Source organism: Clostridium sp. BJN0001, assembly GCF_022869825.1.
Taxonomy (GTDB): domain Bacteria; phylum Bacillota; class Clostridia; order Clostridiales; family Clostridiaceae; genus Clostridium.
Genome location: NZ_CP094971.1, coordinates 238,368 through 261,321, shown reverse-complemented (window position 1 = coordinate 261,321; position 22,954 = coordinate 238,368). Strand labels below are relative to the sequence as shown.

Annotated in this window: 29 protein-coding genes and 1 pseudogene; 1 reads left to right on the top strand and 29 read right to left on the bottom strand. The window is 30.6% G+C overall.

Annotated features, from left to right (window positions below):
• Window positions 1–106: 106 nt before the first annotated feature.
• The 8 genes and pseudogenes from MTX53_RS01335 to MTX53_RS01300 all read right to left on the bottom strand — a co-directional run bounded on the left by MTX53_RS01335 (window position 107) and on the right by MTX53_RS01300 (window position 7,957).
• Window positions 107–946, bottom strand: coding sequence for a PHP domain-containing protein (locus MTX53_RS01335; RefSeq protein ID WP_244834395.1), 840 nt, complete (start codon window positions 944–946; stop codon window positions 107–109).
• Between the two features lie 12 nt (window positions 947–958).
• Entirely contained in the window at window positions 959–2,839 is a 1,881-nt protein-coding gene (locus tag MTX53_RS01330; RefSeq protein ID WP_244834394.1) for a beta-glucoside-specific PTS transporter subunit IIABC, read from the bottom strand.
• Between the two features lie 144 nt (window positions 2,840–2,983).
• Window positions 2,984–3,844 (bottom strand): PRD domain-containing protein, encoded by an 861-nt coding sequence (locus MTX53_RS01325; protein WP_244834393.1) that lies wholly within the window; start codon window positions 3,842–3,844, stop codon window positions 2,984–2,986.
• A gap of 130 nt (window positions 3,845–3,974) precedes the next feature.
• Window positions 3,975–4,934, bottom strand: a complete 960-nt coding sequence (locus tag MTX53_RS01320) for a PH domain-containing protein (RefSeq protein ID WP_244834392.1) — start codon at window positions 4,932–4,934, stop codon at window positions 3,975–3,977.
• Window positions 4,931–6,076 carry a glycerate kinase gene (locus tag MTX53_RS01315; RefSeq protein WP_244834391.1) on the bottom strand — a complete coding sequence of 382 codons (1,146 nt, stop codon included), beginning with the start codon at window positions 6,074–6,076 and terminating at the stop codon, window positions 4,931–4,933. Before MTX53_RS01315 ends, MTX53_RS01320 begins: the two co-directional genes overlap by 4 nt.
• A gap of 24 nt (window positions 6,077–6,100) precedes the next feature.
• A complete protein-coding gene (locus MTX53_RS01310) occupies window positions 6,101–6,388 on the bottom strand; it encodes a DUF1284 domain-containing protein (protein ID WP_244835437.1) in 288 nt (95 codons plus the stop codon).
• A 126-nt stretch (window positions 6,389–6,514) separates the two neighbouring features.
• Window positions 6,515–6,934, bottom strand: a pseudogene (locus MTX53_RS01305) (dihydrofolate reductase); the annotation flags it as partial.
• A gap of 183 nt (window positions 6,935–7,117) precedes the next feature.
• A complete protein-coding gene (locus MTX53_RS01300; protein ID WP_244834390.1) occupies window positions 7,118–7,957 on the bottom strand; it encodes an N-acetylmuramoyl-L-alanine amidase in 840 nt (279 codons plus the stop codon).
• A 238-nt stretch (window positions 7,958–8,195) separates the two neighbouring features.
• Between MTX53_RS01300 and MTX53_RS01295 the strand changes: the two genes are divergently transcribed.
• A complete protein-coding gene (locus MTX53_RS01295; RefSeq protein ID WP_244834389.1) occupies window positions 8,196–9,269 on the top strand; it encodes an iron-containing alcohol dehydrogenase family protein in 1,074 nt (357 codons plus the stop codon).
• 211 nt (window positions 9,270–9,480) lie between these two features.
• On the opposite strand, the gene MTX53_RS01290 is transcribed toward MTX53_RS01295, so the two are convergent.
• The 21 genes from MTX53_RS01290 to rpsE all read right to left on the bottom strand — a co-directional run bounded on the left by MTX53_RS01290 (window position 9,481) and on the right by rpsE (window position 22,950).
• Window positions 9,481–10,377, bottom strand: a complete 897-nt coding sequence (locus MTX53_RS01290; RefSeq protein ID WP_244834388.1) for a GNAT family N-acetyltransferase — start codon at window positions 10,375–10,377, stop codon at window positions 9,481–9,483.
• Between the two features lie 504 nt (window positions 10,378–10,881).
• The gene (locus MTX53_RS01285; protein ID WP_244834387.1) at window positions 10,882–11,163 is read right to left on the bottom strand and encodes a hypothetical protein; all 282 of its coding nucleotides are present in this window, start codon (window positions 11,161–11,163) and stop codon (window positions 10,882–10,884) included.
• 202 nt (window positions 11,164–11,365) lie between these two features.
• Entirely contained in the window at window positions 11,366–11,758 is a 393-nt protein-coding gene (gene rpsI, locus MTX53_RS01280; protein ID WP_244834386.1) for a 30S ribosomal protein S9, read from the bottom strand.
• Window positions 11,759–11,782: 24 nt separating this feature from the next.
• Window positions 11,783–12,217, bottom strand: a complete 435-nt coding sequence (rplM, locus tag MTX53_RS01275) for a 50S ribosomal protein L13 (RefSeq protein ID WP_244834385.1) — start codon at window positions 12,215–12,217, stop codon at window positions 11,783–11,785.
• A gap of 154 nt (window positions 12,218–12,371) precedes the next feature.
• Window positions 12,372–13,154 carry a tRNA pseudouridine(38-40) synthase TruA gene (gene truA / locus MTX53_RS01270; RefSeq protein WP_244834384.1) on the bottom strand — a complete coding sequence of 261 codons (783 nt, stop codon included), beginning with the start codon at window positions 13,152–13,154 and terminating at the stop codon, window positions 12,372–12,374.
• Window positions 13,155–13,166: 12 nt separating this feature from the next.
• Window positions 13,167–13,970 carry an energy-coupling factor transporter transmembrane component T gene (locus MTX53_RS01265; protein WP_244834383.1) on the bottom strand — a complete coding sequence of 268 codons (804 nt, stop codon included), beginning with the start codon at window positions 13,968–13,970 and terminating at the stop codon, window positions 13,167–13,169.
• A 1-nt stretch (window position 13,971) separates the two neighbouring features.
• On the bottom strand, window positions 13,972–14,841 hold the full coding sequence (locus MTX53_RS01260) for an energy-coupling factor transporter ATPase (protein ID WP_244834382.1): 870 nt from the start codon (window positions 14,839–14,841) through the stop codon (window positions 13,972–13,974).
• Window positions 14,826–15,680 carry an energy-coupling factor transporter ATPase gene (locus tag MTX53_RS01255; RefSeq protein WP_244834381.1) on the bottom strand — a complete coding sequence of 285 codons (855 nt, stop codon included), beginning with the start codon at window positions 15,678–15,680 and terminating at the stop codon, window positions 14,826–14,828. Before MTX53_RS01255 ends, MTX53_RS01260 begins: the two co-directional genes overlap by 16 nt.
• Before the next feature lie 117 nt (window positions 15,681–15,797).
• Window positions 15,798–16,139: a 50S ribosomal protein L17 gene (gene rplQ, locus MTX53_RS01250; RefSeq protein ID WP_244834380.1), complete on the bottom strand. Its 342-nt coding sequence runs from the start codon at window positions 16,137–16,139 to the stop codon at window positions 15,798–15,800.
• 12 nt (window positions 16,140–16,151) lie between these two features.
• On the bottom strand, window positions 16,152–17,099 hold the full coding sequence (locus MTX53_RS01245; protein WP_244834379.1) for a DNA-directed RNA polymerase subunit alpha: 948 nt from the start codon (window positions 17,097–17,099) through the stop codon (window positions 16,152–16,154).
• A 102-nt stretch (window positions 17,100–17,201) separates the two neighbouring features.
• Complete coding sequence (gene rpsD, locus MTX53_RS01240) at window positions 17,202–17,822, bottom strand: 30S ribosomal protein S4 (RefSeq protein ID WP_244834378.1); 621 nt, start codon at window positions 17,820–17,822, stop codon at window positions 17,202–17,204.
• Between the two features lie 26 nt (window positions 17,823–17,848).
• Window positions 17,849–18,244 carry a 30S ribosomal protein S11 gene (rpsK, locus tag MTX53_RS01235; protein WP_244834377.1) on the bottom strand — a complete coding sequence of 132 codons (396 nt, stop codon included), beginning with the start codon at window positions 18,242–18,244 and terminating at the stop codon, window positions 17,849–17,851.
• 16 nt (window positions 18,245–18,260) lie between these two features.
• Entirely contained in the window at window positions 18,261–18,629 is a 369-nt protein-coding gene (gene rpsM / locus MTX53_RS01230) for a 30S ribosomal protein S13 (protein ID WP_244834376.1), read from the bottom strand.
• 194 nt (window positions 18,630–18,823) lie between these two features.
• Window positions 18,824–18,937, bottom strand: a complete 114-nt coding sequence (gene rpmJ, locus MTX53_RS01225; RefSeq protein ID WP_068912571.1) for a 50S ribosomal protein L36 — start codon at window positions 18,935–18,937, stop codon at window positions 18,824–18,826.
• Window positions 18,938–18,967: 30 nt separating this feature from the next.
• Complete coding sequence (gene infA / locus MTX53_RS01220; protein ID WP_244834375.1) at window positions 18,968–19,186, bottom strand: translation initiation factor IF-1; 219 nt, start codon at window positions 19,184–19,186, stop codon at window positions 18,968–18,970.
• Between the two features lie 7 nt (window positions 19,187–19,193).
• Entirely contained in the window at window positions 19,194–19,475 is a 282-nt protein-coding gene (locus MTX53_RS01215; protein ID WP_244834374.1) for a KOW domain-containing RNA-binding protein, read from the bottom strand.
• Between the two features lie 367 nt (window positions 19,476–19,842).
• Window positions 19,843–20,493: an adenylate kinase gene (locus MTX53_RS01210; protein ID WP_244834373.1), complete on the bottom strand. Its 651-nt coding sequence runs from the start codon at window positions 20,491–20,493 to the stop codon at window positions 19,843–19,845.
• 26 nt (window positions 20,494–20,519) lie between these two features.
• Window positions 20,520–21,800 (bottom strand): preprotein translocase subunit SecY, encoded by a 1,281-nt coding sequence (gene secY / locus MTX53_RS01205; RefSeq protein WP_244834372.1) that lies wholly within the window; start codon window positions 21,798–21,800, stop codon window positions 20,520–20,522.
• Window position 21,801: 1 nt separating this feature from the next.
• On the bottom strand, window positions 21,802–22,242 hold the full coding sequence (gene rplO / locus MTX53_RS01200) for a 50S ribosomal protein L15 (protein WP_244834371.1): 441 nt from the start codon (window positions 22,240–22,242) through the stop codon (window positions 21,802–21,804).
• A 19-nt stretch (window positions 22,243–22,261) separates the two neighbouring features.
• Window positions 22,262–22,441, bottom strand: coding sequence for a 50S ribosomal protein L30 (gene rpmD / locus MTX53_RS01195; protein WP_244834370.1), 180 nt, complete (start codon window positions 22,439–22,441; stop codon window positions 22,262–22,264).
• Window positions 22,442–22,452: 11 nt separating this feature from the next.
• Window positions 22,453–22,950, bottom strand: coding sequence for a 30S ribosomal protein S5 (rpsE, locus tag MTX53_RS01190; protein WP_244834369.1), 498 nt, complete (start codon window positions 22,948–22,950; stop codon window positions 22,453–22,455).
• Window positions 22,951–22,954: the final 4 nt, after the last annotated feature.

Here is a 22,954-nt window from a genome sequence, read left to right as displayed (position 1 = left end):
TATTAATATATCTTTTTATTATACTATTTTCTTAAATTATTTTCTATATAGAAAAACTGCCATAATATTAGTTTCTATTATGACAGTTTTTTATATATTAAGAGTTTTAGTTGAGAGCTTTATATTTTATAACTTTTTCTTTTAGATTATTGTACTGATCTTCTGTAAGCCCAAATTTTCCAAACTGAATTATTGTAGGATCATGAAAATCACTTCCACCACTTCTTAAAAGATTAAATCTGTCTGCAAAATCTAATGTTTTCTTAAAATCTATTTCTTTCATCTTTGAATGGTTTATTTCAATTCCTTGAAGACCATATGATATGTATTTCTCTATTTCATTATAATTATCATATTCACATGGATGAGCAATTATCGAAACTCCCCCATCTTTTCTTATTGCATTTATTCCATCTTTTACATCAATGTATCCCATTTTTAAATCAGTTTCTCTGCTTGTCTTTGATGCAAAAAGTTCACGATATCTTTCTTTTGTCATTTCAGATGGATATTTTTCTTTTAATGCTTGAAAAATATTCATCTTAAATACTATACTGTACTTTGAAAATTTCTTAGCATCGTTATATGTAATATCGTAACCTTTTTCTTTCAGCTTTTGTATAAGCTGCTTATGATATTCATTTCTGCACGAAAGAGTTTTATCACAAAGCTTTTTTATATTATTTGTATCTTTGTTAAGCCATAACCCAACAACATGAACCTTTTTATAAGTATCAAAATCATAACAGCTCATCTCTACGCCTTTTACAGCTTCAATTCCTAATTTGTCTGCTATTTTCTTAACATCATCAAACTGATCCACTGTATCATGATCAGTAATTGCTATTGCTTTTATTCCATTATTTTTTGCTCTTTTAAGTACATCTGATATTTCACATATACCATCACTATGATTAGTATGAACATGTAAATCTGCATAAATCACTTTAAAGCCTCCTTATCTTACTGTAAATATCACATTATCTTTTTTTATATTATCTTTATCTTCTATTTTAACATCTGCGTAATTAGAACTATTTGTAACAATTATCATTGTTGTAACATCATATCCCGCCTTCTTTATCTTATCTAAATCAAATTCTAAAAGAGGATCTCCTTTTTTTACTTTCTGGCCTTGAGATACTAAACTTTTAAAATACTTTCCTTCTAAAGATACAGTATCAATACCTACATGTATTAAAACTTCTACTCCTTCAACCGAAACTGCAATTGCATGTCCTGTTTTAAAGCAAGCTTCAACCACCCCATCTCCAGGTGCATAAACCTTCCCTAATGATGGCATTACAGCTATTCCTTTTCCCATTATTCCACTTGAAAAAGTAGAATCATTTACTTCACTTAATGGAATTGTCTTTCCTTCAACTGGTGCATACAAAACATGTCCTTCTTCATTTTCTTTGATTTGTTTTTCTTCATTATCAGATTTTTCTAACTTTATATCTTCTGTTTCGTCATCAGAAATAGGATCATCAAAACCTATTATTAATGTTGCTATAAATGTTACTACTGCCGATATAGTTAATGTAATTAATGCATAAATAATATCCTTGCTTCCCTCACTTACCCACATTGGAAGACTTAAAAGACCTGGTGTTACATATACATAAGCTTTTAACTGTACTATTCCTGCAAAAAGGCCTCCAAAAGCTCCACCTATCATACATGCATACATAGGTTTTTTAAGCTTTAAAGTTACACCATACATTGCAGGTTCAGTAATTCCACCTAAAAACGCAGTTATACTTGATGAAAAAGCGATCTGTCTAAATTCTTTATTCTTTGTTCTTATAGATACAGCAAGTGAAGCTGCTGCCTGTGACATATTAGAGCATAATGCAATAACACGTGTAACTGGATCGTAACCATTTTGTTCTATAAGCATAACACATATAGGACTTAATGCTTTATGCATTCCTATAGATACAAGCCATGGATATATAGCTGCTAAAATAGGAATTGCAACGATGCCAAAATGCTGCTGTATAAATAAAACCATATTTGCAACAACTTGTGCTATATAATTTCCTACAGGACCTATTAACATAAATCCTAAAGGTGCAGTAATAAGCATAACTAACAATGGAGCCATAAATACCTTTATCATATCAGGAACATACTTATAAACATATTTTTCTATATAAGACATAACCCATACAAGCAAAAGAGCAGTAACAAGCTGTGAAGAATATTTTACAAGTGGTATACTTATTCCAAAAAAATACACCGCATTCCCAGCAGAAACTAATTTTGTCCAATCTGGATGAAGCATTGAAAGAGATATAAATGCAGCAAGGTATCTATTACATCCAAATATTTTCGCTGCAGAAAAAGCTACAAATACAGGCATAAAATAGAATCCACTATCAAAAATAAGTTTAAGCATAATATATGTCTGTGAAGATTTATCTAAAATTCCAATAAGGTTGAGTACTAAAAGAAGTACTTTTCCCATTCCTGCTCCTGCAAGTATAGGAATCATAGGTGCTATTGAACCTGTAATAACTGCTAAAACTCTATTCACAATTCCTTGTTTTTCTTTATTTTCATTCCCTTTTGAACTTTTTGCCATATCAATATTAGTTATATTTGCAAGTTCTTTGTATACCTTATCTACATCACTTCCAATTACAAGCTGATACTGTCCACCTTTTTTTACAAGCGATAATACGCCTTTAATTGATTTTACTTTATTGTCATCAGCTTTTGATTCTGAATTCAATGTGAATCTTAATCTTGTAGAACAGTGAACTACAGAATTTATATTTTTTTCTCCGCCTACTGCCTTTAAAATTTCCTTTGCCATTTTTTCATAATTCATTTCGAATTACCTCCATTTCATATTTATAAAATGAAAGTTTAGCCAACTTAATGTAACTACCAAACATGAGATATTCTTATATTTTAAAGCATCATCCTTTTTTATATATTTAATTTATAAAACTAAACCAGTTGTCTTTTTGGTTTATGTATTATCAGATTTATTCATATCTTTTGTTAAAAGATTTGCAATATGAATTGTCAAATATAAAATTTCATCATCATCAAGATAATAATTATATTTTTCTTCTATAAATTGTTTTATTTTTAATGCACATAAATATGGATTTGTATATTTTTCTTTTATGATATCTAAAATATTATTCTTTATCTGTTCCTTTTCATTTACTTTTTTAGAAAATACTCTATGTCCAAAAAATTTAAGATGAGTTATAAATCTATTATAATTTAATGAAGCTGTATCAAAATCAAACTTAAAATAGTATTTGACAATATGTAAAATACTCTGTATAAAGCCTGTTATCTCATATATGTTCTGAATATCATTGCTTATTTCTGAACTTACTATATGAAGAGCAATAAAACCAGCCTCATCTTCCTGCATACTTACTGCACATTTTTCCTTAATTACAGATAAACCAAAAAGTCCAATATCATACTCATTTTTATAGAAATTCTTTATTTCCCACAAAAGTTTGTTTTTTAATACAATCCCATCTTTATATCGTTCTATGCTTGTACTTATATGATCTAAAAGAGAAATATATATTGAATCATCTAATTTCTGTGATAATCTCTGTTCTGCATATCTTACAATATCATCGCAAATTTCTACGCAAATTCCTGAAATACTACTAAAGGCATCAACTAAACGTTCATGATATGGAAGTGAATCTAAGACAAATCTTTTTGTTATTTTTGATTCATCAATTTCATCACCTTTTCTTTTATTATAAGCAAGACCTTTTCCCATAACTATTATCTCACTCTGCTTTTCATCAAGTGTTATAACAACATTATTATTCAATATTTTTTGTATTATCACGTAAATAATCCCCCTTTAGAAAAAATAAAACCCACTCACAGATATAGTAAATATATCTATGAATAGGTTTTGTGAAGCAAGCTACGTGCTCTAACAATCCAAAAATCATATTTTTATAATACAATACTTTTTACTTTTTGTCAACGATTTCAGGTAAAATCTCTTCAAAATCAGCTTCTGTTTCATCATCATCTTTTCCGCTGAAAATATATTTTTTATCCACAGTTTCAATGAAAATAAATTTGTTATTAACAGGATTTAAGCACAGTGTGCACTTTCCATATCCTTTTACCTCAAATGAACCTTTTTCAAGATTAACCATATTCGTTCCTGAATTTTTCGAATGTTCTGGAAGAGACTCTATAAGTTTTATAGATTTTATATCGTAAGCATCAATTTCATATTTAGTGCCTATATGATGCACGTTAAAGCTTTCATCTGAAAATGAAATTGTTATAGGCGTAAACTCTTCTCTAATTGCCATAACACATACAGCAGGAAGTGATAAAATAATTACTACTAAAATTAAAGCAATTACTTTTCCAACAGGTGATGCCATATTAAAAGCATAATTTCCATGTCCGCTTCTTGAACTTACCATAATATGCTTATCATTTTTATTATAATAAATCATACCATAGATCCAGTTTTCATCATCATCAAGTTTCTTTTTTATTACATCTTTATCTTGTATTTCATTTGCATATTCATCGCCTAGTAATACATCATAAGAATTATTCCATTCGTTTTCTTTCTTCATTTTATGAAGAATTCTATTATATTTTATATAGATAAGCATCATTATAGCTACCGCTAAAATAATCCATATAATATCTAATGTGATTCCAATTGAATAATATTTTATAAAGATAGGTATTATAGGTATCGGTGAAAGAAAAAAGAAAGCTTTTTTTAAATCTTTTTTATAAAGATTCATATTTTCTTTTACTTTCATGTTTTCTATATGATTATATGGAATAGTAACTCCTAAAATTATATTATTGTGAACTTTTAAAAGCGACCTTAAAGCAATATACATTATAGGGAGCATTGGGTACACACTTATAAATAAAAGAATCGATTTTTTCATCTATTTTTCATCTCCATTCCACATTTTAATGCATTTAATAATCTACATGATGCATCATAATAAAGCTCTTGTGCATTATCTATTGCTTCATTAAGTCCCATTACTCCATTTACTGTAGTCATAACAGTATTAATTCCACAATCATAAATAGACTCGTATCCAGGAAGAAGTGAACCTACAATTGCAGCACAAACCACATTGTATTTTCTGCATCTTAAACCTACACCAGAAGCTACTTTTCCATGTGCAGACTGCGAATCCATTCTTCCTTCTCCAGTAATAACTAAGTCAGCATCTTTAATTTTTTCATCAAAATCAACTATATCAAGCACTGTTTCAATTCCAGATTTTAAATCTGCATTTAAAAATGTCATAAGTGCATATCCAAGCCCACCTGCTGCTCCTGCTCCTTCTTTATCTTTAAAATCTTTTCCTGTCTTTTTTAAAACTACATCGGAATAATTTTTCATTCCCTCTTCAAGATTTTTAAGGATATTAGAATCTGCACCTTTTTGCGTTCCAAATGTATATGTTGCCCCATTTTCTCCAAGAAGAGGATTTTTTACGTCAGACATAACGGTAAAATGTGCATCTAAAATTCTTTTATCAATATTTGTTAAATCAATATCACAAATATCTTTTAAATCTTTTCCATAACCTTTAAGAATATTTTTATCTTTATCTAAGAACTTAATTCCAAGTGCAGTCATAGCACCAATTCCACCATCATTTGTAGCACTCCCGCCAATTCCTATTATTATGTCCTTTATTCCTAAAGATAAAGCGTCTTTAATAAGCATTCCTGTTCCAAAAGAAGATGTATAGTAAGGATTTCTTTTATCTTCTTTTACCATAGTAAGACCTGAAGCTTTTGCCATCTCAATTAATGCAGTTTTCTTATTTATTAAAGCATAACATGATAAAACATCTTCAAAAAGTGGTCCTTTTACAGTAAGATATTTTTTCTCTCCACTCATCTCACTTAAAACGGCATCCATTGTTCCTTCTCCACCATCAGCAGTGAATACTCCATCTACATGAGCATCTTTAAATACTTTCTTTGCACTTTTTTTCACAATCTCTATTATTTTTTCTGAAGATAATGAGCCTTTAAATGAGTCTGATGCAACTACTATTTTCATAAGTATAAATATCCTCCAAATTCTTTATTTTTTGCTGCATATATAATACCATTCACATAATTCACAGATAGATTTAAGTTTTCCACAGGAAATGATATTTTTCATAACTGAATTGTGGAAATCTTTGTACTTAATTTTTTCTCCAAATGAAAGATTAGTCATTTTAAGCACTTTTTTATCAAGCTCATTAACCTTATCATCCGTTTTGCATACTCCATCTAAATTATTAGGACACATTCTACATATCATATCGCAGTTTCTAGTAAGTTTTATATCTATATTTTTATCAAGTCTTTCACAAATGTCATACATATTTTTTATATGCTCTTTTGAATATCCTTTTCCTTCAAAAAAACATAAACACATTCCATGATGAGGACGCAGCCTAAGTGCATTTCTCGTAAAAGTCATATATGTGTATGGTGTCTCATAATAAGCAGTTTTAACTATCTCCTCTTCAAATTCTGTCTTATCAAACTCAGGGAAAAATGTATCTCCTTCAAACTCTTTATCTATCTTAGTTATATATAATTTATCTGCAATATTTACTGTCTCTTTATATAGTTTTTCTCCTCCTGATATAAAAATATCTTTTCCATCTGATTTCTCAAATGCTTCCTCTAATGAAGATACAGTAATTAAATTATCATCTTCAAACCTTTTTGTTTTTGAAATAACTATTGTCTTTCTTCCCTCTAAAGGATGTCCTATTTCCTCAAAAGTTCTTCTTCCCATAATAACCACATTCCCATAAGTAAGTTCTTTAAATCTCTTCTGCTCACCTTCTATTTTCCATGGGATTCTGCCTTTATTTCCTATAACATTATTCTTTGAATAAGCTACAATAAGTGCTATCATATTCTACTCCTTTTATACTATAAGCTTTTGAATTTGCCTTGTTCTCTTTAATAAATAGAGCTTAGTATATCATTATATTACATTATTATAACTCTTATGTAAAACTCATACCTATTAAAAAAATATTCACTAAATAAAAAACGTCCCATTGCACTTTATATCTGCAATTAGGACATTTTTATATCATTCAAGCATGTACCCATTTTCATCAAAAGTATATCCAAGGTCATCAATAACAGCAGTACAATTGTAATAGCATGCTCCCATATTATATCCGTCTCTTTCTTCAAGATAATAACACTTATCATTGTATTTAAGCCATCCTGTCATCATTTCTCCAAAATGTTCATCCCTATTTTTATTAAAATAATACCAATTTCCCCAAGACTTATGCCATCCAGATTGTGCAAATCCTTTTTTATTAAATAGATACCATTTTCCCTTTATATTCTGCCATGAATCTTTATAATAATTTCCGTATTTATCTATTGAATACCACCAATAATACTTGTTTATATTGTGCCATCCTATAAGCTGCCTTCCATTTTTAATCTTTTCTAAAAAAGTCCACCATGAAGTCCATCCATCATGTGACATACTTTTGGGGCAGCATTTATATGTGCAGTCATAATGCCTTATAACCCTGTCATATCCAATTTTATATTTTTCAGCTAAATATCTTATTAGATAAATAGTATTTTGAAAAGTAGAATCTGTCGGTCTTTTACCTTTTTCTATACACATTTTTATTGATATGCTGTTATATAAAGTTTTATCTGGTTTTTCATAATTGTCCATAAAACTTTCATTATCTTCATAACAATTATCAGTTACTTTTATTATCTTTGTGCTGTCTACTATATAATCTTCAACATAGTCATCTTTCTTTAATAAACAATTTTGATATTCGCCATCAGCATCAACCCATTTGCTACCTGTGTCATGCACTACTATCCACTGCGGTTTCTTCATTTTGATAGAACCATTTTTTCTTTCTATAATTTTTGATTTAATCTGAGTCATATAACTTCGCTCCAATTAATAGAAATATATATTAATTATATGAACCTCTAATTACATTTATTGTAAAATATTAAATTTATATTTATTTTTTATAAATCATAGCTTTTTATCAATATAATCTTAATTATTTTATCTTTTAATTAAAATATCATTCATAATTTGAAGTTTTTTATATCTAGTGCTATAATTCAGTAATTAGAATTTGGATAATAAAAAATTAACAATGGAGGAATAATATATGAATAACGAAAGACATTTTTTCCCTAACTACTCAATAGGGATAGAAGCTTATAAAGATATACCAGAGGTATGCTCAATCTATGGAAAAAAAGCAGTAATAATAGGTGGAAAACATGCTCTTGCTGCTGCAGCCCATAAAATAAGAGAAGCTATAAAAGGAAGTGACATTCAAATATTAGGAGAATTTTGGTATGGTGGTGAAGCCAGCAGAGAAAATATCTCTATGCTTAATCAGAAAAAAGAAGTTCAAGAAGCAGATATGATCTTTGCATGTGGCGGTGGAAAAGCTATGGATACATGTAAAGTCTTAGCTCAAGAAAGTAATCGTCCTTTCTTCACTTTTCCAACAATAGCCTCTACATGTGCAAGCTGTACAAGCCTTGGTATAATTTATAATCCCGATGGTTCATTAAGAGAATATTCTTTTCAGGAAAAGCCAGCAAGATGGATTTTTATTAACAGTCAGATAATTGCAGAAGCTCCAAGAGAATACCTTTGGGCTGGTATTGGAGATACTATGGCAAAATATTATGAATGTACAACAAGTGCAAGAGGTGACGAGCTTTCTCATGCTGCATCTATGGGCTTTCAAATAAGCAGTCTTTGTGCATCACCACTTGTTAAATATGGTGTTAAAGCTTTAAATGACTGTGATAATAATAAATCAAGCAGTGAACTTATTGAAGTTATATTAGGAATTATTATTTCAACTGGATTTGTTTCTAACCTCGTTGGTATTGATTTAAATACAGGACTTGCTCATGCATGTTACAATGGCTTTACAATATGCAAATCTGTTGAAGAACATCATCATTTACACGGTGAAATAGTAGCTTATGGTGTTCTAATCCTACTAACTGTTGATAATAATATTAAAGAAAGAGATAAAATATTTAAATTTTCAAAACAAATGAAATTTCCAACTAAATTAGGTGATATTAATGCCTCTATAGATGATGTTGATGCAGTAATAGATAAAGCTTTAGCTGGAATAGACGTTAGAAAATGGCCTTATAAAGTAAATGCAGAAATGATAAAAGACGCTATACTCAAAATTGAAAAGTTAAACTAAAAGAATATTGTTAAATTGATACATAAGAAACATAGTATAAAGGTTATTTGATCTAACCTTTATACTATCTCTTTGTTAACCGTTTTAGAGCTTAAAAAGCCCGAAAATACAGGATTTCAAGTATTCATTGTTGCACATACGTTTCACACCTACGGTGTTTTATTACATCTCAAGATGTTTCTTATTCAGATATTTTTATTCTATTTCTGTTCTACGCATGAGATAACGTTGGAAATATACACCTCTTTTGTTCAAACGAATCAAAACCTTTACCTTTTACGAATAATGTTGTATTTTCTTTGCATAGCTTCTCAACTTGATATCCTTGATTACTTAATGGTGTAAACCCAAGTATTACTTTTTTAATATTTTCTCCGAATGCTTCAATAACACTATCCACATCTACTACTTTTTCTGAAAAAATATTATGTAAAAACAGTTTATCTTCATTAACTTCTGCAATCACATAGGCACTTTCGTCTTCAACATAATAAACATTGCTTCGCATAAATTTTGTAACATAAAACATAATCAATTCAATATTATTTTTCATTTCAAACGTACAGTTGTTTACAGAGTTTTCTATTGCTCTCTCTAACAATAACCAGTCTTCTTTGTTATTCATTTGAATTTGTCGAGCCTTATTATCACTCGCCATACCGACTTCCTTAAATTTATTAGATATTACTTTGAAATACTGATATTCTGTACTTTTTTTATATCCAAACTTAGGATAAAACTCCAAAACACTGTCATTGGCAAAAAGATAAATTCCATCAACAGTATCATAATAATCCCTATCAATCTCATGCATGATTGTTTTAATAAATCCCTTATTGCGATATTTTTTATCTGTCATAACTGTACCAAGTTGCAAATACTTTTCACTTTTTCCGCCTGATATAAACTCCATTTTATTTACAGAAACATTCGCCACAATTTTATTATCGATCACTATTGAATATGGATTATATTTATCTGTCCAATATCCATTTTTATACCAGTCCTCAAAATTGATACCAAATGTATCATTTGCCAACTCATTAAAGCTCTTTCTTAAAACCTCATCATGTCTGTAACTTTTTCTTATATCAAATTGTTCCCTCACAATAACCATTCCTTTATTTCAATATTTATTTTATGTTCTTGTTTTTCCTCTGGCACGACAATAATACCCGCCTTTTCCAATCCCTTGACCCATGATTATGTTTACATTTTGTACATTGATAAATCAACCATGCATCTATCTTATTTCCATTTGCATTTACACGAAAGCTGTTTGTGTTATGAAATGTTGTTTTGCATCCACATCCCAAACAGTTTCTTATAATTTTACAGGATTCCTCTGGACTAATTTTCTCATATAATAGAATCCTCCCATAACAATATTCGAACAATTGGTACTGCTTTCTTTTCCTTAACACCTTATCCATTATAATATCAAGGCAAATAATCTGCATAATATTATATCAAAAATATCCACAATTTCATAGCATTAATAATTTTAGTCTTTGTATCTTCTCTACTAAATCATATAAAGACATTTCGATTATTAGATTCTAACCGAAGTATATTACTAATTAAACTTTATTTAGTTTTAAGCTTTATTATATTATTTTTCATCATCATCTTTTTTATGTTTTAAAACCTCTAAATAATAATTTAATTCAATTAGAATAAATAAAATAATAAGAGCTACTATTATCTTAAAAGATCTCAAATGATTGTCTGCCCATATGTCAACCCATATTATTGAAGGCACTATAAAAATAAAACAAAATATCCAAGTAACTATAGAGTTATTCTTTGTGTTACCTTCACGTGTTATCTCGTCATCTACATCCTTAAAATTCAAAAATAATAAAACTTTATCTATAAAAGATACTTTCTTCATATATATCTCCCCATTTATAAAATATAAATTAATTTACATATATTGTATAATATATTTCCACTTAAGCCAACATCTATTTATCCAAGTTTTTACTATTTTAAACACAAATCAAAATTTATATAAACATTTAAGTAACACATAATAATATAATAAAAAAAATCCCACAAACATAATGTTTGTAGGATTTCGCATACTCCAAATACTATCTCTTTGAGAACTGTGGAGCCTTTCTTGCTTTCTTTAAGCCGTACTTCTTTCTTTCCTTCATTCTTGGATCTCTTGTTAAGAAACCAGCTTTCTTTATATCAGATTTTAAAGCTTCATCAGATTTAACTAATGCTCTTGCAATACCGTGTCTGATTGCTCCTGCCTGACCTGTAAATCCACCACCGTGAACATTTACTAAAACATCAAACTTATCCTTTGTTGCAGTTAATACTAATGGTTGATTAACTATTACTCTTAAAGTTTCTAATCCAAAATAAGTTTCTATGTCTCTCTTATTTACAACTACTTTACCATTTCCAGGTACAAGTATTACTCTTGCTATTGATTTCTTTCTTCTTCCAGTTCCTAAATATTGAACTTTTGCCATTTTTATTCCTCCTCCCAAAATGTATTAGTATCTTAATTCAAGTACTTCTGGCTTCTGAGCATCATGTGTATGATCTTCGCCTTTGTATACTCTTAATTTCTTTAACATCTGTCTTCCTAATACACCATTTGGAAGCATTCTTCTTACTGCTTCCTGGAATGCAAATTCAGGTTTCTTAGCTAAGAATTCTCTATATGGAGTTTCCTTTAATCCACCTGCATAAAGACTATGCTTTCTATATAGCTTCTGATCTAATTTCTTTCCTGTTAAAACTACCTTTTCAGCATTGATTACTATAACAAAATCTCCGCAATCAACGTTTGGTGTGAATATTGGTTTATTCTTACCTCTTAATATTGAAGCAACCTGACTAGCAACTCTTCCTAAAGGCTTTCCAGCAGCGTCAACAACATACCATTTTCTTTCAATTTCTTGTGCTTTCGCAATGTATGATTTCATCTGTTTCCCTCCCTAACTTAATACTTCTCATATTTACTTATTGTAATATGATGTTATGTCAAGATCCTGGGCTCTTGGATCTTATATACATAAATGTTTTAACAAACAAACTTATTATAATACACGCTTACGGGCGTGTCAATGATTTTTTTGCTTAATAATACACTTTTTCTAAAACAAGACCATTTGGAGGAACTACCATCCCTGCCATCTTTCTATTTCCTGTTTCTATTATCTTTTTTATATCCTGAGGCTGAAGTCTTCCGCTGCCCACTTTTATAAGCGTTCCAACTATTATTCTTACCATGTTATACAAAAAGCCATCAGCTGTAATATATATTTTTATTTCGTCTTTATACTTTGTCATATGAAGATCCTTAATAGTTCTAACTGTTGTTTTTATAGAACTTCCTGGAGACATAAAGCCTTTAAAATCATGTCTGCCTAGAAAATATCCACAGCTTACCTGCATTTTATTAAAATCAAGCTTATTTCTAACATGATACTTATATCTGCTTCCAAATGAAAGTCTCTCATATCTATTTATAATAGTATATGAATATGTCTTTCCAAGAGAAGAATACCTCGCATGAAAATCTTTATTAACATTTTCAGATTTAACTATTGATACGTCACTTGGAAGCCTTACATTAACGGCTTCCCTAAATTTTTCTCCAGGAATGGTACTCTTTGTATAAAAATTTGCAACAAGTCCTTTTGCATGTACTCCCGCATCTGTTCTTGAGCTTCCATTTAAAAGTACCTCTTCACCAGTTGCTTTAAATATGGCTTTTTCTACAGTCTGCTGTATTGTTCTCCCAACAGGCTGGCTCTGCCATCCACAAAAATCTGTTCCATCAAACTCCAAAATAAGCTTTATATTTTTATATTCATCACTTTGGCGTTTTATTTTCTCTTCTTCTTTTAATTTATTCATTAATGTTCATCCTTATAAAACAAATCTCACTACAAATGAAAATGCGCATAATAAAGCAAATATTATAGATGCTATAACGTCTCTTACAGAGAATTTTAAAACATTCATTCTAGTTCTGCCTTCTCCACCTTTATATCCCCTTGCTTCCATCGCTATAGCAAGCTCATCAGCTCTTCTAAACGAATTTATAAATAAAGGTACTAAAAGTGGTACTAAGCTCTTCGCTTTCTTTATAAGGCCGCCTGTTTCAAAATCTGCACCTCTAGCTTTTTGTGCTTTCATTATTTTATCAGTTTCATCCATAAGTGTAGGAATAAATCTAAGAGCTATTGTCATCATCATAGCAAGCTCATGTGCCATTTCTTTTCCTATAGGCCTTAAGAGTATCTCAATACCATCTGTAAGCTGTATAGGAGATGTTGTAAGCGTTAAAATAGATGTTCCTACGATAAGAAGCACTAATCTTATTGCCATGAATGCAGCTACTCTTAAGCCTTCAGGATAAATTGATAAAAAACCCCATTTCCATAAAGGAACTTCATTAACTCCTTTTATCATAAATATATTAAGTACCGCTGTAAGTACAACTAAAAGGAAAATAGGTTTCATCCCATTAAATATTATCTTAAAAGGTATTTTTGCATTAATTATTACTGCAAGCAAAAATAAAATTACTACAGGATATCCTATAAATTTATTTATAATAAATAAACATGCTATAAATAAAAGAGATATGATAATCTTTGTTCTTGGATCAAGTTTATGAACAAAAGAATCCCCAGGTATATACTGCCCAATTGTAATATCCTTAAGCATCTTACTGCCCCCTTACTTTATTATTTTTAAAAAGTTTTAAAAGCTCTTTTTTTGCATCCTCTATTGTATACACCTCATCTGATATATCAAAACCTTTTTCTTTAAGTTTCTTGACAAGATATGTAACTTGAGGTACTGCAAGACCTATGCTTTCAAGCTTATCTACCTCTTTGAAAACTTTAGAAGGTGATCCTTCAAGTTCAACTCTTCCATCATTCATAACTATAATATGTTCTGCTATATTGGCAACATCTTCCATACTATGACTTACTATTATTATTGTCATATTATATTTCTTATGAAGCTCGTCTATCTGACTTAATATGTCGTCTCTTCCCTTAGGATCAAGACCTGCTGTAGGCTCATCTAAGATAAGAGTTTTAGGATTCATGGCAACTACACCTGCAATTGCAACTCTTCTCTTTTGACCACCACTAAGCTCAAATGGAGAATTATCCTTATAAGTTTCATAATCAAGACCTACCATTTCCATAGCCTTAATTACTCGTTTATTTATTTCCTCTTCAGAAAGTCCTAAATTTGAAGGTCCAAAAGCTATATCTTTTGCTATTGTCTCTTCAAAAAGCTGATATTCAGGATACTGGAATACAAGACCTACCTTTTTTCTTATATCTGAAAGCTTTGTATTTTTACTTGTTATGTCAGTTCCATCAACTATTATGCTTCCACTTGTAGGTTTTAAAAGTCCGTTCATATGCTGAATAAGTGTTGATTTTCCAGAACCAGTATGACCAATAAGTGCTACAAACTCACCATCTTCTATATCTACAGAAACATTATCTAAAGCTTTTCTCTCAAAAGGTGTTCCTGGACTATAAATATGTGTTAAATTCTTTATATTAATTGACATATCTCATTCACCATCTCATCTACATTTAATATTTTGGTACTTATATTAATTCCATCTTTTTCAAGTTCATAAGCTAGTTCAGTAACCTGTGGTACATCAAGTCCAAGCTGTTTCATCTTTTCAACCTGACAAAATATATCCTTAGGCTTACCCTCCATCTTTATAACTCCATCATCCATTACAACTATTCTATCTGCCTGTGCAGCTTCATCCATGTAATGTGTAATTAATACTATAGACATACCATACTTCTCATTTATTTCTTTTATTGTATTAAGTACATCCTTTCTTCCTGATGGATCAAGCATTGCTGTTGGCTCATCAAAAATAATACATTCTGGTTTAATTGCAAGTACCCCAGCAATTGCAACTCTCTGCTTCTGACCACCAGATAATAGATGTGGTGCATGTTTTTTAAACTTTAGCATTCCAACTCTTTCAAGGCTTTCATCTACTCTTTTTCTTATCTCTTTAGATTCAACACCTAAATTTTCAGGACCAAATGCTACATCTTCTTCAACTATAGTTGCAACCATTTGATTATCAGGATTTTGAAATACCATTCCTGCTTTTTCTCTTATCTTCCATAGATTTTCCGAATCCTTCGTATTTAATCCATCAACTACTACATTTCCTTCTGTTGGTATTAAAAGTGCATTCATATGTTTAGCAATAGTTGATTTCCCAGAACCATTATGACCAAGAATAGCTAAAAATTCGCCTTTTTTAACTTTCAAATCAACATGATTTACAGCATATGTTTCTTCTTTTCTGTCTTCTTCAACTCTTACGTATTTAAATACAACATCATTGCATTCTATCATTGTATTACTGTCCATTATAATAGCCCTCCTAATTTTATTTTAATACATAATACAAAAGTCCTGTCTTTACGAACTTTTCTATAATATATTAAAATGGGGATTAAGAATAACTTAATCCCCGTTGCTTCCATTTTATACTAATTCAAGTATTACAGTTTCAGCTCCGTCCCCTCTTCTAGGACCTTTTTTAATCATTCTAGTATATCCGCCATTCTTGTCAGCATACTTAGGAGCTACATTCTCAAATAAATTTTTAACAACTAACTCTTCTTGAACATAAGCTAAAACCTGTCTTCTAGCATGAAGATCTCCTCTTTTTGCAAGAGTAATCATTTTTTCTGCTAAAGATCTTGTTTCTTTTGCTCTAGTATCAGTAGTTTCTATTCTACCATGTTTTAAAAGGCTAGTAACAAGATTTCTTAGCATCGCTTTTCTCTGATCTGTTGGAAGACCTAATTTACGATAACCTGCCATGGATTTACCTCCTTACTCCTCACTAAGTTTTAAGCATAAGCCTAATTCCTTAAGTTTTCTTTCAACTTCTTCTAAAGATTTCTTTCCTAGATTTCTTACTTTCATCATATCGTCCATTGACTTAGATGCAAGTTCTTGAACTGTATTGATTCCTGCTCTCTTTAAACAGTTATATGATCTAACTGAAAGATCAAGTTCTTCTACAGTCATCTCTAGTACTTTCTCTTTTTTATCTTCTTCTTTTTCTATCATAATTTCCACGTCATTAGTGTTATCTGTCAATGACATGAATAATTTGAAATGTTCAATTAATATCTTGGCTGACAAACTAATAGCTTCGTCAATTTTGATAGTACCATTAGTCCAAATTTCTAATGTTAATCTATCATAATCAGTTATTTGGCCAACTCTTGTATTGTCTACAGTAAAATTAACTCTTTTTACTGGTGTATAAATAGAATCAACTGCAATTGAAGATAAAGGTAATTCATCACTCTTATTCTTGTTCTGAGTTACATAACCTCTTCCCTTATTAACTGTTAATTCCATATATAATTTTCCATTGTCGTCTAAAGTTGCAATATGTAAATCCTTATTTACAACTTCAACATCACCATCAGTTTTTATATCAGCTCCAGTTACTTCACCAGGTCCTTTAGCATCTATATAAATAATCTGTGGACCTTCACCATTCATTTTTAAAGCTAAAGATTTAATGTTAAGAATTAACTCAGTAACATCTTCCTTAACTCCTTGAACAGTTGAGAACTCATGAAGTACACCATCAATCTTAACAGAAGTTGGTGCAACTCCTGGAAGAGAAGATAATAAAATTCTTCTTAATGCGTTTCCAAGAGTGATACCATATCCTCTTTCAAGTGGTTCTACAGCATACTTTCCATAAGTTCCGTCTTCATTAGCTTCAACACATTCAATTTTTGGTTTTTCGATTTCTAACATTGACAAACCCTCCCTATATTATAAATGGCAACCTTATTTTGAGGGCAACTGATTCTATATCTGTATACTCTATCAAAAATAAAAAATACAAACATAAATATATTATTTACTGTATAACTCAACAATAAGTGTTTCGTTAACAGGCACATCGATATCCTCTCTTGATGGCTCTGCTATTACCTTTCCTTCATAATTATCAGCATTAGCTTCTAACCATTTTGGTAAAGTCTTTGGATTTTCCATGAAAGTCTTAAATCTTTCAGTTCCTCTGCTCTTTTCACAAACTGTGATTACATCATTAACTGATACTTTATAAGAACAGATGTCAACTTTCTTACCATTTACTAAGAAATGTCCGTGAGTAACTAACTGTCTAGCTTCACTTCTAGATGCACCATAACCTAATTTATATATTACGTTATCTAATCTCATTTCTAATAATTTTAGTAAGTTTTCACCTGTAATACCTTTAATCTTTTCAGCTTTCTTATAATAAGCTCTAAACTGCTTTTCTAATACGCCGTATATTCTCTTAGCTTTCTGCTTTTCTCTTAACTGTACACCGTAGTTTGATACTTTCTTTCTATCTGCTCCATGTTGTCCTGGTGCATAGCTTCTTCTATCAAAAGCACATTTATCTGTAAAACATCTATCTCCCTTAAGAAATAGTTTCATGCCTTCTCTTCTACATAATCTGCATGTAGCTCCAGTATATCTTGCCATTAAATTACACCTCCTATTTCAATAAATTAAACTCTTCTTCTCTTTGGTGGTCTACAACCATTGTGTGGTATTGGAGTAACATCTTTAATTAAAGTTACTTCAAGTCCTGCTGCTTGTAAGGATCTGATAGCTGCTTCTCTTCCTGAACCAGGTCCTTTTACATAAACCTCTATACTTTTTAAACCGTGTTCCATTGCTGACTTTGCTGCATTTTCTGCTGCCATCTGAGCTGCAAATGGAGTACTCTTCTTAGATCCTTTAAAACCTAATGCTCCTGCACTAGACCATGATAAAGCATTTCCAGCTACATCTGTTAAAGTAACTATTGAGTTATTAAAAGTTGATTTAATGTGTGCAGCACCATGCTCAATATTTTTTCTTTCTTTTCTTCTTCTAGTCTTTTTTGCTTTTTGAGCTGCCATTATCTTACCTCCTTACTTATTTCTTTCTGTTTGCTATAGTCTTTTTAGGACCTTTTCTTGTTCTAGCATTAGTTTTAGTTTTCTGTCCTCTTACTGGAAGACCTCTTCTATGTCTAATTCCTCTATATGATCCTATTTCAACTAATCTCTTAATATTTAAAGCAACATCTCTTCTTAAGTCTCCTTCAACCATTAGGTTTTTGTTGACGTAAGTTCTGATTTCATTAACTTCTTCTTCAGTCAAGTCTTTAATTCTAGTATCTGGATTAATTCCAGTAACTTTTAGAATTTTCTGTGAAGTAGATAAACCTATTCCATATATATAAGTTAAACCTATTTCAACTCTTTTTTCTCTTGGTAAGTCAATACCTGCTATTCTTGCCATTAAAGTTTACACCTCCTAATACTAAATGTATTATATATATATTATATATAAATAAATTTTAGGTTCAATAGTTTTCTATTGACAGCCGCCCTAAAAATTCATATCTATTAATTAACGACTATATAATCATATTTGACTTTTGATTAAATGTCAATATTATTTACAATTTTCATGTAAATAATATTGTTTTTTTATTAGCCCTGTCTTTGTTTGTGCTTAGGATTTTCACAGATTACCATTACTCTTCCTTTTCTTTTTATTACTTTGCACTTTTCACACATAGGCTTAACTGATGGTCTTACTTTCATAGCTAACCCTCCTTATTTCTATTACAAAATTTATTTTGCTCTCCATGTGATTCTTCCTCTGGTTAAATCGTAAGGCGAAAGCTCTACTGTTACTTTATCCCCCGGTAGAATTCTTATGAAGTTCATTCTTAATTTTCCTGATATATGTGCTAAAATTGTATGCCCACTTTCAAGCTGAACCTGAAACATAGCATTTGGCAATGATTCTAACACAGTACCCTGCATTTCTATTACATCATCTTTTGACATAAGGTAATCAACCCTCCTTAACAATGCCTCTAATTTTTAGAAATCTTTTTATTTTTAAATCAGTACTATTATCGCATCTTACTATTGATGACTTTACTTCATTATCTGTATTTTCTAAAAAAATTAAATGTTTAATTTTCTTCTTTTTAGGCATACCTACTGTTTTATTATCTCCATTTGCAATTAAAACATAATCCTTATCAATCTGCCTAATAACAACATATAAATGATTTTCATCTCTTCCTGCTCTTGAAAGTACTACTTTTCCAATCAAGTCATTGTTTTGCAAATTTTTCACCTCTATGATTACCTTAGTATAAATTAACACTAATCTTTGTGCAAATTTATAACTAAGCAACACTCTATCATTCTACTATCTCAGTATTTAATTTAAAGCCATCTGATAATTTTATCAAACATCTTACATAAGGTGTATTAGGATCATTAAACTTTGCTCTAATCCCCAACCTACAATATTGACCGCTCTATTATAATAAACGATCTACGTAGCTTTTAACTAAAATAGAAATATATCTATTCCAATTTATAGTGAAGAAGCAACTTTTGTTACTTCATGCTTAGTTATAAATTCTTATTTCACATTCACTAAATACACCGGGTTCATATCTCGAGCAACAGCATCACAATAAATATTTCTACTTATTTTCACCTAATACTTCGCATATTGCTTTAAATACGTCATTAATAGGTTTTGCACCATTTACTTTTTGTAATAAATTTAACTTTTCATAAAAATCTATTAATGGTTGTGTTTCATTTGCATACACTTCAAGTCTCTCTTTAACTGTCTCTTCAGTATCGTCTTTTCTCTGAACGATCTTACTTCCACATAAATCACATTTTCCTTCAGTTGCTGGAGGATTAAACTTAACATGATAACTAGCACCGCATGATTCGCAAACTCTTCTTCCTGTCATTCTATCAAGTATGTATTCACTTGGTACATCGATTAATAGTGCAACATCAAGCGCTTCATTTTTATCTTTTAAGAAAGCTTCAAATGCTTCTGCCTGCTTTACTGTTCTTGGAAAACCGTCTAATAAATATCCATTCTTACAATCATCCTGAACTAATCTGTCTTTTACCATATTAATTGTAACTTCATCGGGAACTAGCTGTCCTTTATCCATATATCCTTTTGCTTGTATTCCTAAAGGCGTATTTTCTGAAATATTTTTTCTAAAAATATCGCCTGTAGAAATATGTGGAATGGAGTATTTACTGCTAATTGATTTTGCCTGTGTTCCCTTTCCAGCTCCTGGAGGTCCTAGTAATACAATTTTCACTAGCTTCATCTCCATACATAATTTAATTACTTAAGGAATCCTTTATAATGACGAACTACCATTTGAGATTCAACTTTTCTTGTAAAATCTAAGGCAACGCTTATTATTATTAATATTCCTGTTCCTGTAAAAGATACTTGTTTAAAATCTGTTAGATTTTGAATTAACAATGGTGTAATAGCAAGTATTGCTGCTAATATACCTCCAACAAATGATAATCTGTTAAGAACTCTTTCAAAAAATGCTTCTGTTTCTGTTCCTGGTCTTACACCTGGTACAATTCCTGCTGATTTGTTTAAGTTTTCTGCCATCTCATCAGGTTTAAATGTTATCTGTGTATAGAACCAATTAAAGAATATTGTTAAAACTGCATAAAGTACAGCGTACATCCAACTCTTTTCGTTGAATATGCAGTTTGTATTTGTTAAAATCCATTTTGCCCATTCTTTTGTAGGTACAAAGTTTGCTATTGTTCTTGGAAATTCCATTACTGACATTGAGAATATTATTGCAAGTACTGCCGAACCAATAATGTTTAATGGTATATGTGAAGCTTGAGACTTCATCATCTTATTTGTTCCTGCAATAAATTTTCCTGCATATTGTACTGGAATTCTTCTCTCTGATAATGAGAAGAACAAAGTTGCTCCAAGTAAGAATACAAAAAATACGACAAATAATACTACTTCTACTATATTTACTGTTCCTGCCTGTTGTAATGACGCGATTGAAGCTCCAATTGTAGGTATTCTAGAAATAATATTTATAAATATTAAAATTGATGTACCATTTCCTATACCTTTTACTGTAAGCTGATCTCCAAGCCACATGCAAAATGTTGCACCAACGACAAGTGCAAATATAATAGTAAGTCTTTGAACTAAACTTAATCCAGATACTGCACCACTGCTTGCTATCATTGAATATGTTCCGAATGCTAAAATAAATGATAATACTAAAGAAACATATCTTGTTATCTCTTGTATTTTCTTTCTTCCAGAATCTCCTTCTTTAGATAGCTGCTCTAATTGAGGTATTGCTACAGTTAACAACTGAATTATAATTGAAGCATTAATATATGGCATAACGCCTAGTGCTAAAATACTTGATCTACTAAATGCACCACCAGAAAATAAGTCATACATCCCTAATAATCCAGATTGCGATATTTCTTGTAAATAGTTTGAATTTATTCCAGGAAGGGGAATATGACTTCCCAACCTGAAAACAGCTACTAAAAATATCATCCATAAGAATTTTTTCCTTAGTTCGGGTATCTTAAATGCATTACGTAAAGTCTGAAGCATTTTACATCACCTCAACTTTTCCCCCAGCTGCTTCTATCTTTTCAATTGCAGACTTAGAGAATTTACATCCTTTTACAGTTAAGCTCTTTTCTAAACTTCCATTACCAAGTATTTTTATTCCATCAAGAACTTTGCTTACAACTTTCTTTTCAAGTAATAACTCTGGTGTAACTTCTGTTCCATTATCAAAAATGTTTAATCTGTCAACATTAATGCTTACGATCTTCTTAGCAAAAATATTAGTAAATCCTCTCTTAGGAAGTCTTCTGAATAATGGCATCTGACCTCCTTCAAATCCAGGTCTTACTCCTCCACCTGATCTTGCATTTTGGCCTTTTTCACCTTTTCCTGCATTTCTTCCTAATCCAGAACCAGTTCCTCTTCCTACTCTTTTAGGAGAGTGTTTACTTCCTTCTGCTGGCTTTAATTCATGAAGTTTCATGTTTTTGCACCTCCTTATTCTATAATTCTTCAACCTTTAATAAATAATCTATTTTATTGATCATACCCTTAACTTGAGGAGTCATCTCAGGTTCTACTGTAACACCAATTTTTCTAAGTCCAAGGGCATTTGCAGTAGCGATATGGTCCTTTTTTCTACCAATTAAGCTTTTTACTAATGTAATCTTTACTTTTGCCATTGCTCTGCCTCCTAACCTAATATTTCTTCTACAGATTTGCCTCTTAATTTAGCTATATCTTCAGCTGTTCTTAAGCTTGCTAATCCATTAATTGTTGCATTGACCATGTTGTTAGGATTGTTTGATCCTAAAGATTTTGCTCTTACGTCCTTTAATCCTGCTAATTCAAGTACTGATCTTGCTGGACCTCCAGCTATAATTCCTGTACCTTCTTTAGCTGGCTTAATTAATACGTCAGCTGTTCCAAATCTTCCATGGATTTCATGAGGAACTGTAGTTCCTACCATAGAAACACATACTAAATTTTTCTTAGCGTCTTCTATTCCTTTTTTAATTGCTTCTGGGATTTCGATTGACTTGCCCATTCCTACGCCTACGTGTCCGTTTTCGTCTCCAACAACTACTAAAGCGCTGAATCTGAAGTTTCTACCACCTTTAACAACCTTAGTTACTCTGTTTATGAATACAACTTTTTCTTTAAGGTCTAGTGTACTAGGATCGATTCTCATTTAT